The 13,312-nt window shown below is 35.7% G+C and carries 8 protein-coding genes and 1 rRNA gene; 6 read left to right on the forward strand and 3 right to left on the reverse strand.

All coding sequences use genetic code 11. The features are described from left to right. Positions 1–77: 77 nt before the first annotated feature. The 6 genes from BBI01_RS14690 to BBI01_RS14715 all read left to right on the forward strand — a co-directional run bounded on the left by BBI01_RS14690 (position 78) and on the right by BBI01_RS14715 (position 7,948). A complete protein-coding gene (locus tag BBI01_RS14690; protein ID WP_065395390.1) occupies positions 78–2,426 on the forward strand; it encodes a phosphocholine-specific phospholipase C in 2,349 nt (782 codons plus the stop codon). Between the two features lie 186 nt (positions 2,427–2,612). Further along, complete coding sequence (locus tag BBI01_RS14695) at positions 2,613–3,191, forward strand: hypothetical protein (RefSeq protein WP_065395391.1); 579 nt, start codon at positions 2,613–2,615, stop codon at positions 3,189–3,191. Positions 3,192–3,300: 109 nt separating this feature from the next. After that, on the forward strand, positions 3,301–4,101 hold the full coding sequence (locus BBI01_RS14700; RefSeq protein ID WP_065395392.1) for a WxL protein host-binding domain-containing protein: 801 nt from the start codon (positions 3,301–3,303) through the stop codon (positions 4,099–4,101). After that, positions 4,094–6,847 carry a COG1470 family protein gene (locus BBI01_RS14705; protein WP_065395393.1) on the forward strand — a complete coding sequence of 918 codons (2,754 nt, stop codon included), beginning with the start codon at positions 4,094–4,096 and terminating at the stop codon, positions 6,845–6,847. The genes BBI01_RS14700 and BBI01_RS14705 overlap by 8 nt, the downstream gene beginning before the upstream one ends. Beyond that, positions 6,844–7,365 (forward strand): hypothetical protein, encoded by a 522-nt coding sequence (locus BBI01_RS14710; RefSeq protein WP_065395394.1) that lies wholly within the window; start codon positions 6,844–6,846, stop codon positions 7,363–7,365. Before BBI01_RS14705 ends, BBI01_RS14710 begins: the two co-directional genes overlap by 4 nt. A gap of 76 nt (positions 7,366–7,441) precedes the next feature. Next, positions 7,442–7,948 carry a hypothetical protein gene (locus BBI01_RS14715; RefSeq protein WP_083190114.1) on the forward strand — a complete coding sequence of 169 codons (507 nt, stop codon included), beginning with the start codon at positions 7,442–7,444 and terminating at the stop codon, positions 7,946–7,948. A gap of 96 nt (positions 7,949–8,044) precedes the next feature. On the opposite strand, the gene BBI01_RS14720 is transcribed toward BBI01_RS14715, so the two are convergent. From BBI01_RS14720 to rrf, 3 genes are all read right to left on the reverse strand, one after another. Beyond that, on the reverse strand, positions 8,045–9,940 hold the full coding sequence (locus BBI01_RS14720) for a SusD/RagB family nutrient-binding outer membrane lipoprotein (protein WP_065395396.1): 1,896 nt from the start codon (positions 9,938–9,940) through the stop codon (positions 8,045–8,047). Positions 9,941–9,953: 13 nt separating this feature from the next. After that, positions 9,954–12,860 (reverse strand): SusC/RagA family TonB-linked outer membrane protein, encoded by a 2,907-nt coding sequence (locus BBI01_RS14725; protein WP_065395397.1) that lies wholly within the window; start codon positions 12,858–12,860, stop codon positions 9,954–9,956. A gap of 355 nt (positions 12,861–13,215) precedes the next feature. Beyond that, a 5S ribosomal RNA gene (gene rrf / locus BBI01_RS14730) occupies positions 13,216–13,312 on the reverse strand; the annotation flags it as partial.

The following is a 13,312-nucleotide window of genomic DNA, read 5'->3' on the forward strand; positions in this document are numbered from 1 at the left end:
GACTTATTTTTACACAAAACAAAGAAATCGCAGGAAAATCCTATTAACTTGCGGTTTCTTTCTTATTACGACTGATCATGAACAGAAGAGAATTTTTAGAAAAATCAAGTATTTTATTAGCAGGATTGGGAACTTCAAGTGTTCTTCATCCTTCTATTTTAAAGGCATTAGCCATTGAACCCATTGCCGAATCCACTTTTTATGATGCTGAACACGTTGTTATTCTGATGCAGGAAAACCGCTCATTCGATCATGCTTTTGGGGCTCTTAAAGGAGTAAGAGGATTTTTAGATAAGAGAACTTTTATAAAACCGGACGGTCATTCTGCGTTCTTTCAAAAGGGAGATAACGGACAGTATGCAGCTCCTGCACGTCTGGATCTGAGAAATACCAAATCTACATGGATGAGCTCTCTTCCCCACTCATGGGATAATCAGCAGCATGCATTGAATAAAGGAAAATATGATCAATGGCTTCAGGCAAAGGCTTCGGGCAATAAAGATTATAAAAATATTCCGCTTACATTGGGATATTACAACCGTGAAGATCTTCCGTTTTATTATCAGCTGGCAGATGCTTTCACGATATTTGATCAATACTTCTGTTCTTCATTGACAGGAACTACGCCCAACCGATTATTCCTCTGGTCTGGAACATTAAGAGAACAGCAGAACGGAAAGGTAAAAGCCAACGTAGTTAATGAAAATATTGATTACGATAAAGCTAGACAGGCAAAGTGGAAAAGTTTCCCTGAAATTTTAGAGGAACAGAATGTATCATGGCGTATTTATCAGAACGAGATCAGTCTTCCAAAAGGATTATCTGGAGAACAGGAAGCATGGTTAAGTAACTTCACAGACAATCCAATCGAATGGTTTGAAAAGTATAATGTAAAGTTTTCAAAAGGATATTATGAAAATATTCCTAACATGATTTCTTCTTTAAAAAAGGAAATCGAGAAAAATCCTGCCCAAAAAGAAAGATTGGAAACTATAATTTCAGAACTTAAGGACGATCAGGTAAAATATCATCCCGATAATTATTCCAAGCTTTCTCAAAAGGAAAAAAATCTACACGAAAAAGCTTTTACGACCAATAGTAATGAACCTGATTATCACAATCTGGAAATCGGAAAGGATGAAAACGGAGAAAGACTGGTGGTTCCTAAAGGAGATGTTTTATTCCAGTTCCGTAAGGATGTGGAAGAGAAAAGGCTTCCGTTGGTTTCATGGCTGGTAGCTCCTGAACATTTCTCTGATCATCCTGGTTCTCCTTGGTATGGTGCCTGGTATATTTCTGAAGTTCTGAATATACTAACAAAAGATCCTGAAACATGGAAAAAGACGATTTTCATCATCAATTATGATGAGAATGACGGATATTTTGATCATGTTCTTCCCTTCGCTCCACCAATGAATCCCAGCCAACCTGTTGACATGAATGGAAAAGAAGGTGTAGAATATGTAAACAAATCTCAAGAATATATGTCTGATCCTAAGCTTAAGGATTATGAAAAGACAGAAGGAACAGTAGGACTTGGTTACAGAGTTCCGATGATTATTGCTTCTCCTTGGACCAAAGGAGGTTTTGTAAACTCTGAAGTTTCTGATCATACTTCTGTATTACAGTTTCTGGAGAAATTCATCATGAAAAAATTCAAAAAAGATGTTCATGTTGACAATATCAGCGATTGGAGAAGAGCCATATGCGGAGACCTTACTTCTGCTTTCAATAGTCCTAATGTAAAAGCTCCACAGATGAATTATATTGATCAGAAAGATTTTGCGAAGACTATCAACTCTGCGAAAAACAAACCTGTTCCTCAGCTGAAGTGGTATTCCAAAAATGAATTGAATGATCATCTTCTTGAGGTTCAGGAAAGAGGAATAAAACCATCCAATCCTCTTCCTTATGATTTCCATGTCAATTTAGAAGGGAATCAAATTAAAATGACGAACCTTAAAGACAATGGTGTTCCGCTGCTTCTTTATGACAGAACCAAGCTGAAAGATCCTTCCGGATACCATTTTTCTTATGCTTTATATTCGAAGCTTGAGCTTTCGCATTCTGTTCATTCAGAAGCATATGACTACGAAGTTTTTGGTCCGAATGGCTTTTTCAGGAAATTCAAGGGAAATAATACCCCTGAAATGAGTATTATTTTAATTAACAATTCATCAAAAAATCAAATTGAATTCATTTTTAAGAATCCCAAAAAGGGAAATATCAGTTTAACAATGGAAAATTTCTACGAGAAAAATAAAAGAACTTTTTCAATACAAAAGCCGGAAGAAAAAATGATTATTGATCTTGGTAAGAATAAAGGCTGGTATGATATTAAAATGACTACAAATAGTAATACATGGCACTTTTCAGGAAGAATAGAAACTGGAAAAGTTTCGGTTTCAGATCCTCATTGGGCATAAAAATAATTTCAAAAAAATAAGAGAAATCCTGTACACTTTGTGCAGGATTTTTCATTTTCAAAACTATAATAATTCACAATAATACACTCTAAAAAAAACAAAATAATCAGCGATATAAAAATTATTATAAATTTATTTCATATTATATTGATTTTAATTATATTCACGTAACTAATTATCAGCATCATGAAAAAACTAAAATTAACGATTGCAATGTCCTTATTTGCAGTTGCTGTATCTGGAAATTTAAGTGCCCAGGATAACAATACCGATAATCATACAATCACAATTTCTATACCTGAAGTTGCACTGGTAGACATTGAACCTGCCGCTACAAAAAATATTACACTTGGATTCTCTGCTCCTACAGAAGCTGGTAACGCTATTATTCCAAGTGCAGCTAATAATACACTATGGCTTAACTATTCTTCCATCAAATCTGTTGCACATCCTACACGTAAGGTAACGGTGAGTCTCAATGCAGTCATTCCCGGAGTAGATATTCATGTGACAGCTGCGTCTCCAACCGGATCAGGAGGCGGTCTTCAAGGTACTTCCGCAGGTCTTCTTACATTGAGTGCTACAGATCAAACAATTATCTCAGGGATAGGAAGTGCCTATACAGGCAATGGCGCCAATAACGGACATAATCTTACGTATGCTCTTGCTGCCGGAAGTGGTCCTGGAGCCGTGGCTATCTATGACAATCTACAAGCTACAGCAGTTGGTTCAGTAACTGTTACGTATACAATATTAGATAACTAGTATTCACTAGATTTTATCCCGACCCATATTCAAAAACAAGGAGAAATTGTCTTTCAGTTTCTTCCTGTTTTTGTATTTATTTTAATTATTTAACTCTATACATTACATAATGACAAAGCGTATCCTTCTTTTGGTCACCCTGATATTACAGTTCAGCTTTTTACATGCCGGCATTGTGATTCTCAACGGGCTTACGCATTCCTACAAAATAGAAAACGGAAAGGTTTATAAAGGAAAAATAGCTATTGAAAATACAGGTACTCATCCTCAAAGTGTAAAATTGTTTTTACAGGACTTTACTTATCATGCAGACGGAACAAACAATTATACAGCCATAAAAACAAACAAAAGAACCAATGGGGAATGGATCAAGCTAAATACCAACCTAATTACGCTTAAAGGGAAAGAAAAAACAGAGGTATTTTATGAAATTACAGTACCCAATCAGATAATAGATCCCGGAAGCTACTGGAGCGTACTGATTGTAGAACCTGTAGAGGATATAAAACCTAGTGATCAAAAAATCGGGGTCAATATTAGTTCTATGATACGCTATGCGATTCAAATTATTACAGATTTCGAAACTGAACAAGCAAAGCCGGACCTGAAATTTGAAAGTGTAAAGGTAGAGAAAGAAGAAGGTAGACAAACTGTAAAAATTGCAATAGCCAATAACGGTAACCTCTATTGTAAACCCACAGCTTCCATTGAAATCTACAACCGTAAAACAGGAGAAAAAATAGGAACTTACTCAAGCTTAACTATGGGTTTGTTGCCTTCTACATCAAAAATTTTCCCTATCGATATCAGTAAAGTCCCACCGGATAAATACAACGCAACTATAATGACAACTGATGAAGAAGAGAATGCATTTGCACTCAATGTGGAACTAGAAGTAAAAAATGATTAGAACCTGGACATTATTTATAATTATACTCTTATTTCCGGTAATTACTTTTTCTCAGAACCAGTCTGAACGATTGATTAGTAAAAAAGATAGCCTTATGCCGGGAATGTCTACTTCTATTCCTTTCACTCTGGAAAATAGTTCTGCTGAAAATAAAATATATGATATTTCAGCTACAACATCCAGTCCTCACATTACTCCTATTTTAGCAAAAGGAGAGTTTCAGATTAATGCACACCAAACTTCTGTATATCTTGCTCCTGTTCGTATTGCAGGGGAGACAGCACAAGGTAATTATACAATTACTTTACAGATTACAGACCGCGAGAGTGGAATATCTTTGGTGAAAAATTCAACGATTACTATATCCGCAAGCAGAAAAATTTCTCTTACTGCATTAAATTCCCCTGAATTCATCAGAGCCGGAGAGACCATCCGTTCTTCGTTTTTATTAAAAAACAATGGCAATATCACTGAAAACATTGTTCTTGGCAGTAGAAACGGAATCGTTGACGATGATCATCTGCTGACATTGGGACCCAACGAATCAAAGGTAATCACAGTTCATAAAGTCACCAGTCCTGATCTTCCGCAAAATGAATTTCAAAATCTAAATCTTTCAGTATATTCAAAAGACAATCCTAAGGAAGCTCAGGATGTGTATGTAAGCACACAAGTTATCTCGATCAAGCCCTCAGAATCCGATATATATCACAGACTTCCTATTGTAGCTTCTCTTTCTTTCATCGGAATGAAAAATATGGGAATTTACAATGATGGTTTTCAGGGAGAAATATATGGAAAGGGAAGTTTAGATAAAGACAATAAAAATCAAATTGAATTTCATGCCGCTACTCATAGCCCGATTGAGCTCAATACATTTACGCAATATGAAGAATATTTTGTAAACTATAAAAGAGATAAACTTTTCATTCATTTAGGTGATAAAACGTATTCTTCTTCCTATCTGACGGAATTTGCACGATACGGACGAGGAGCAGAAATCCGTTATGATTTCAATAAAGTAAGCTTAGGAGCCTTCTATAATCGTCCTCGTTTTTTCAGGGATATTAAGGATGAATTTAATATATATTCAACATTTAAAATCAGAAAAGAGTCTGAAATTACTGCCGGATACCTTTACAAAACACCTATGAAGGAGGAAGGTAATTCCAGAAATATACAATTAGATTCTGAAGCACATCTTCCCTATACGAAAGGGAAATTTAAGATCTCAAAGAATATTATCCTTTCAGGTGAGTTTTCCTATAGTAATACAAAAAAGGCAGAAGGAACTGCTTATATGGCACAGGCTGATATCAATTTTGATAAAATCAACGGGAATTTAATCTATATGAAAGCCAGCCCTGAATTTGCAGGATATTTCACCAATACCAGTACTGTAAGCGGATACGCCCAGTACAAGCTATCTAAAAAAATCAATGTTTTTGCTAACTATATACAGGACGCTAAAAATTTTCAAAGGGATACTTTATTTCTGGCAGCTCCTTACAGAAAGTATTTTCAATATGGTGTACAGTATAAATATCTGCCGAGCGGATCTATCATGGTTAATAACGGTTATCAAAAATATCAGGATCGTTTAGAACCCAAACAGTTTGATTATTACGAACGTTTTTTTAGAATCACTGTAGATCAGCGCATTGGGATATTTCAGATTAATATTAACGGACAATTTGGAAAAACGGACAATTATCTGACAGGTTTTAACGGTAATTCAAGTTTATATACGGCTAATCTTTCTATTGAAAAATTCAGAACTTTGTTTAACATTTATGGAAGTTATGGAAGTACTTCAAGGTATCAACTGCAAAATCAAAAGCAGCTGTATTACGGAGCAAGAGTTTTCACTAGATTTACTGATAAAACAAGCTTAAGTATTTTCTATCAGAACAATTATATTCCCGAAGAGTACTTTAAAGACAGAAATTTATTTGAGCTTATATATCATCAACAGCTATTTCCAGGAAATTCACTGGATTTTTCAGGCAGGTATTCCTTACAGCGTGGAGAAATAGGAGATAAAGATTTCATATTCTCGATGCGTTATACATGGAGTCCCAATATTCCGGTGCAAAAAATTGCAGAATACACTTCTCTATCAGGAAATGTAAGCAATCTCGGCATAAAAAAAACAGAAGGTATCAGATTGATGCTGGGCAGCTATCTATCTGTGACAGACAAAGAAGGAAATTATATGTTTAAGAATGTAATTCCCGGTAATTACTTCCTTGAAATAGATCGCTCAACTACCGAGATCAATGATATTCCAACCGTTGTTTTTCCTGCAGCGTTATCTCTTCTTAATAAAGAGAATGTTTTTAATTTCGGAATAACTACTGCAGCCAATATCCAAGGGCATATTCATCTTGCAGAAAACCTTGAAAAAGATCAGACAGATATTGAAACATTACAGAATAAAACGGGGAAAAAGAAAAGAGAAAGTATTATTATAGAAGCGATCAGCAATGATCAGATCTTCCGTAAGATCTGTTTTATAGATGAAGATTTTGATTTTACTTATCTCCGACCTGGCGATTGGTCTCTTAAGCTTTATAGAAATGGTCTGGATAAACGTTATAAGATTTTAACTGATAAATTCCAGTTTACCTTAAAATCAGGAGAGATAAAAAAAATAAATATTCAGATTGTTAAGCAAAAGAGAGAAATCAAATACCAGCAGGAATCTCTGAAAGTAGGATATAATGAAATAAAAAATAAGAAATGATTTTGAAGCGTGCTATAATATTAACCTCTTTCATTCTATCCGGATTGTTGTATTCTCAGGCTACTGTTACTCTTACATTACCTGTAGTGACTTTGATGGATGTAGAACCTACCGGAAACATTACGCTGAACTTTATAGCACCTACTGAAGCCGGAAATCCTCTGGGAAATCCTACTCCCAATACTTCAAAATGGATTAATTATACTTCAGCTATTACTTCAGGTGGCGCTACAAGAAAAATAACGGCAGCTGTGAATCAGGTTATTCCAGGTGTGAATATCAGGCTACAGGCAGCTGCGGCTTCCGGAGCAGGAGGTGGAACATTGGGAACTCCATCAGCACAGGTTACTCTTACAACCACACCCGTCACTATTATTAGCGGAATTGGCGGGGCTTATACGGGCAATGGAGCAAATAACGGGCATCGTCTTACCATTTCCCTCGTCCCCGGCACCTATGCTAATTTAGCCAAACAAGACAATATATCTGTTACAATTGTTTACACCATCACAGAATAAAAATGAAATGAGAATCAATAGCCATTATATTAGAAACGTTTTCTTACAAAGGAATCTATATATTATTTTTTTAATAATGAGTTCTTTCTTTGATGCTCAGACTGTAAGTGTTTCGGGAAACTGGTCACCCGTTATTCCTGCTATTACCGAAGCAGGAAATAATTATGCAGGAACTTATGACAATACCACGACTACACCTACAACAATCACGTTATCCGGAACGTTACCCGGTTCTTTTCTTAATCTTCTTTCAAGTTCTGGTGCAAAAATGACAATGCGCTATACCCCAAATCCCTGGAATAATTCATTAACTCTTTCTGCAAGAAGAACAGGAGGATCAACAACGATACATGGAGTTTGCGTCCTTTGCACATCAGCTATCAATGGAGGAACTACTTATATCCCCATATCACAGACTGCTGATGTGACGTTTTTAACTTTTACCTTTAGTGGTCTTTTAGGGCTTGGGAATAGTGTAAATTTTGCTGATATCAACTTAATTTTACAGTTAGCCGGAGTATCTGTAACCGTTCCTGCCAGTACCTATAGTGCCCGAGTGGTTTTCACTATCGTTGCAAATTAACATAATTGATACTATTGAATTTTTTGAGACGTAAGAATTATATCAAAAAATCCTTTCCAAAATTTGGAAAGGATTATGTATTGAAAAATAATTAATTTAATGTTTTGCCCACCAAAGAGGAGTGAGTACAGCATCTTGTCCACCCAGTAACTGTAATGCTTTTGCATATCCGTCCTGATCTGTATTTCTGAAAGTACTTGGATATCTTAATCTCTGAGGGAAATTCTGAATAGAGTTGGTCATATAATTTCCTGAATTCAAATTCGGTAAATTTACCAAAGGAGTTTCTACGGCTGGATTTTCAAAGAAAGGTAATCCCAGTCTTCTCTGGTCACTCCAAGATTCTAAAGGAAGCCACGGCATATTGGCAATATACTTTTGGGTAATGATTTTTGTAAGTTTATCATTCTTCACCGAACCGTTCTTATAAATCGTATTTACAGGATATTTAATATCTATCGAAACTAAATTTCCGGTTGCAGGATCTTTATATTTCATCACATGGGTAGCTCCCGGCTCCGTTGTATGAGAATAAGAAACAGAAGTTCCATCACGGTTATAAGCTGTTGAGGTAATGTATTGCCCATAGAATTGTGAAACGCCATTATAAGTAAAGCTGTCCTGCACCCCTTTATTATAAGCTGCTTCATCACTCATAGGAACAGCCCAACCTTTCAGAGCTGCTTCCGCCATCAGGAAGTAAGTTTCCCAGCTTGCAAAGAAAATTCGGAAGTTTTTACCTTCCCTATATTGTTTTCCTAAAGCCGGCATACAGCCAATAACGCCTCTTAAACCGTTTCTTTGTCCTTTTACACCCCAATTCCCTATTGTGGTCGTATTCCAAGTATTTACGGTATTGATTGTAATTTTGGAACCATCAGCAAAAGTAAGATCCCCATGATTGGTAGTTGCCTGATTGGTATAAGTAGGATAAAGTGAATAAATCGGACTGTTGAGGTCTCCAGGAATATAAAATGTTTTATAAGCTCTTGGATCTATTGTATTAGGAAGTCCGTCAAGCCAATATCCTGCGCTAGGATCATTCGTCATTGTGGAGAATTGCTCATCATACTTTACACCAATGTAGTCAGCAGCTTTTACTGCAGTATGCTGAGCAGCCGGCAATTGATCTGTAGAATTTACTCCTCCTAAGCCAATATACATATTATTAAGAGTAGCCGATAAGATCTGTGAATTCCATTCTCTGGACATTACCCCTGATAAAGGATTCCAGCCTGGATCTTCTTTTACTTTAAAATTATCATCGCTTGTACTGATCAGCATATTAGAGTTCGCAGCAGCTTCAAATTCCGTTTTTGCTTTTCCTGGATCTACTTCAGCAATTCTCATAGCAATTCTCATTCTCATGGAATTTGCATATTTTACCCACTGATTCCATTTAAATCCATATACCATATCATAAGCATTCGGATTTGCAGGAGCAGGTTGGCTCACATCCATTTTAGCAGCAGCATCTTTCAGCTCTTCCAAAATAAAATAATACACCTCTTTTTCAGAATTAAAACCTGGGTTTATTCCTTTAAATGCTTGAATCGGCTGCGGACCAAAGTTATCTGAAAATTCACTCATTAAATAAGCTCTCCAGATTCTGGCTACCTGGGTAAGATTATCATAGTGAGCTTTGCCTTGACCTATTGTTTTCTTTTCATTAATGATTTCAATCGTTGTATTGGCATTATTCAACCATTCTGAAATTCCTTTCCAATATTCTACAGTCCAGGAATCATCATATGATCCACCAGCAATTCCAGTTGTCAGGTGTTGTCTTGCCGCAGTTTTCCAATAAAGAACAAAAGTACGTTCAGCAATATTGGGATCCTGTTGAGCTCCTAAAATAGAATTGTTTAAGAAATACTCCGGTTCAGCTTTATTAATATCTACTGCAAACGGATCATTATTCATGTCTTCAAAATCATTACATGATGTACAAACTGAAGCTAGTGTAACGAGAGATAAAATATATTTTTTCATGATGTTATTGATGTTAAAAACCTAATGTAATGGTGAATAAATAAGATCTTGTGGTAGGGAATGAAAGGTTTTCAAATCCTACAGCGTTAGAGTTGATCGCAAATACAGATTCAGGATCTATTCCTTTTGCTTTACTGTAAATCATCCATACATTATTGGCAGTGAAAGAAACTTTTGCACTTTGCAATGCAAACTTTTGAAAAATACTTTTAGGGAAACTGTAAGATACCTGAACATTTCTTAATCTGATATTGGTAGCATCGTAAATATTTTGTTCTGTAATTCCAAGGTTTCCTGCCGTTACAGCTGCCCAATAATCCTGCTGAGTAATTTCCTTTGTATTGGAGGTATATCCACCACCGGCTTGCTGTACTACTGCGTCAAGAACAAAATTATCTCTTCTTCCTCCGGGAGCCGTCTCCTCAGCAAGCCCAACCTTTTGCAAAGCTGATTGAGTAGAAGAATAAAACTTTCCGCCAATACGTCCATCAACCTGGAAAGAAAGCCCAATATTTTTATAACTAAAGCTGTTGGTAAGCCCAAACAATGCGCGTGGAGTCTGATCTCCCAAATAATGCTGATCAGGAGTTGCTTGAGGCAGTCCGTTGGCTCCTACAATAAGTTTTCCGAAATTAGGATCATTAGCATCCTCTACTCTTAAGAATTTTGTTCCATAGATCACTCCAAAAGGTTTATTGAGCTCTGCAAAGAATGTAACATTATCAAAACCATCTAATGGGTATTTTGAAATAGAGCCATAAAGCTCTTTTACTTCACTCTTTAATTTCGAGAAATTAGCATTTACATTCCAGCTAAAATTTTCCTTTTTAAAAATATCAGTATTCAATACCACTTCAATTCCACTATTGTGAAGCTTTCCTCCGCTCACCTTCATATTATCGTATCCTGAAAGTGGGTTCATAGGTAAATTGATCAACTGTTTTACTGAAGTATTAACGAAATAACTTACGTCCAATGAAAGTCTGTTAAAAAACTTAAGATCCGCCCCCACTTCAAAAGTTTTTAATTTTTCAGCCTGTAAAGTTGGATCATAAAGAGTCTTTACTCTTCCTAAAATAGCATGTCCGGTAGGATCAGCGGCTAGTCTGTAAACATTATATAATTCGTAAGGATTTAAACCATTCCCCGTAGAAGCATATGCAGCACGAAGTTTGGCAAAAGTTAATGTTTTAGAAGTTGTACCATTCAGTTTATTCAACATTTCCGTTAAAACCAAAGATGTACTTAGGGCTGGATAAGAATATGATCTGTTCTCTACACTCAAGGTTGAAGACCAATCATTCCTGAACGTCGCATTAATAAACCAATATCCGTCATAATTAATTTCCAATGCTCCAAAAACGGAATTAATTTTCTTCCATATATCAATCTCGTTATTAGCAATACCTGCAAGATCGCTGGTATTCGTCACACTAAAAACATTGGGAACAATTAAGTTTTGAGTACTAAAATAAAGAGCTTTAGTTCTGGTTTCCATTAATTGTCCATACAATGAAAATGAACCGCCCCATTTACCAAATAAATTATCCTGTTTAGCCGTAATGCTGGCTATATAATTATTTTCATAAAACTTCTCTTCACTGGTCGCATAGGCATTTCTTCTTGAAGAACCTGTCCACACTCTTGCATCTGCATTCAAAGCGTAAAAATCAGTTCCTAATCTTACATCGGCACTTAGCCAGTCATTAAACTGATATTTAAGATAACTATTCAATAAAGCACGATCTTTTTTATCAGCATTAAGACTGTTGTATGCAGACCAGTAAGGATTAATACCATTTGGGGAAATCCAGTTCGACATTACATTGTTCTGTGTCTGCCCTTCACGATAATTACGGATATCAACATCCTGTGGCATCAGGAGAATATTAGAATAATAATTTCCATCCCCTCTTCCTCCTGAAGGTCTGTTTTTAGCTTTTGTACTTATATATTGTACCTTTATTTCTGATGTCCATCTTTTTTCCCTGCCAAATGTAGAATTCATTTTAGCCATCAAATTGAATCTCTCAAATTTGGAATTCGGAATTTGACTATTGTCATTTAAATAATTGAATGAGGTATATAAGCTTGTTCCTTCACCCAAATTCGCCTGAAAGTTTAAAGTATGCTGTGTATTGATTCCTGTCTTGAAAAAATTACCCAGATTATTATATCTCTGCTTATTTGTTCCGTCAATTGATGGTCCCCATGAACTGGTATTTTCACTATTAGCAGGATTGGCAATTCCATTTTGTCCTAAACCAAAGCTTTTCTGCATGTCTGGTTTCATAAAAATAGTCTCAAATCCTAAATTGGTAGAATAAGTAATTCCTAAACCACCTTTTTTCTTTCCAGTCTTAGTGGTAATGAGAATAACTCCGTTTCCACCTCGTGAGCCATATAATGCAGATGCAGCCCCTCCTTTAAGAACAGAGATACTTTCTATATCTTCTGCATTAATATCATTCAGCCCATTTCCCATATCCAGGTCAGGATTCCAAAAGTCATTATTGTAGCTCCCATTATTCTGCTTAGGCTTTACTCCCATACTGTTACTTAATGGAATCCCATCTACAACAATCAGAGGTTGACTATCTCCTTTAAGAGAATTAAAGCCTCTTAGATTGATCCTAGATGATGACGCAGGACCAAAGCCACCTTTAATGACCTGCATACCTGCAACTTTACCCACCAAGGCATTAGTGACATTAGTTTCTTTAGCATCCACAAGTGCCTGTCCTTTTACATCCTGGAAGGAGTATCCTAGGGTTTTCTTTTCTTTTTTAACTCCGTAAGCTGTTACAACAACTTCATCAATTTTTCCGACTTTAGTAGAGTCTGTGTTCTGTGCAGATAATCCAGTCAAGCAAAAAAATAAAGATGAGAGAAGTCCTGCCTTAACTATCGTTCTATTCATAATTATATTTAATTTTTTCAAATCAAATATAATATTTTAACAGTATTTAATAATAAACCAATAAAAAATAAGTGAAAAACATAAAATATCCTTGAAAATATGAAAGTTATGATTGAATATTGGAAAAAAAATATTCAATTTTAATTGAAATATAAAAATTTTAGAATGTAAAAAGCTATATCAAGAAATAGAAATATGAGATATTATCATCTTAAAAAACATACTTATTATTAATTACTCATTTCCCATGTTCTTTTGGGTATTATTGTATTATCGTAAGAGCTATTAGGATTAGGTATAGTTCAAAAAAAAAGTCTCATACATTACTGTATGAGACTTTTAAAAATAAAATAAAAACTGGCGGCGACCTACTCTCCCGCGTTAGCAGTACCATCGGCGCTGGTGGGCTTAACTTCTGTGTTCGGAATGGGAACAGGTGAGCCCCACCGCTA

The sequence above is a fragment of the Chryseobacterium artocarpi genome (genome assembly GCF_001684975.1).
Taxonomy (GTDB): domain Bacteria; phylum Bacteroidota; class Bacteroidia; order Flavobacteriales; family Weeksellaceae; genus Chryseobacterium; species Chryseobacterium artocarpi.

Bases quoted from the DNA above. Each gene is read 5' to 3' on its own strand.
- BBI01_RS14690 (WP_065395390.1), top strand. From the start codon at position 78: ATGAACAGAAGAGAATTTTTAGAAAAATCAAGTATTTTATTAGCAGGA.
- BBI01_RS14695 (WP_065395391.1), top strand. From the start codon at position 2,613: ATGAAAAAACTAAAATTAACGATTGCAATGTCCTTATTTGCAGTTGCT.
- BBI01_RS14700 (WP_065395392.1), top strand. From the start codon at position 3,301: ATGACAAAGCGTATCCTTCTTTTGGTCACCCTGATATTACAGTTCAGC.
- BBI01_RS14705 (WP_065395393.1), top strand. From the start codon at position 4,094: ATGATTAGAACCTGGACATTATTTATAATTATACTCTTATTTCCGGTA.
- BBI01_RS14710 (WP_065395394.1), top strand. From the start codon at position 6,844: ATGATTTTGAAGCGTGCTATAATATTAACCTCTTTCATTCTATCCGGA.
- BBI01_RS14715 (WP_083190114.1), top strand. From the start codon at position 7,442: ATGAGTTCTTTCTTTGATGCTCAGACTGTAAGTGTTTCGGGAAACTGG.
- BBI01_RS14720 (WP_065395396.1), bottom strand. From the start codon at position 9,940: ATGAAAAAATATATTTTATCTCTCGTTACACTAGCTTCAGTTTGTACA.
- BBI01_RS14725 (WP_065395397.1), bottom strand. From the start codon at position 12,860: ATGAATAGAACGATAGTTAAGGCAGGACTTCTCTCATCTTTATTTTTT.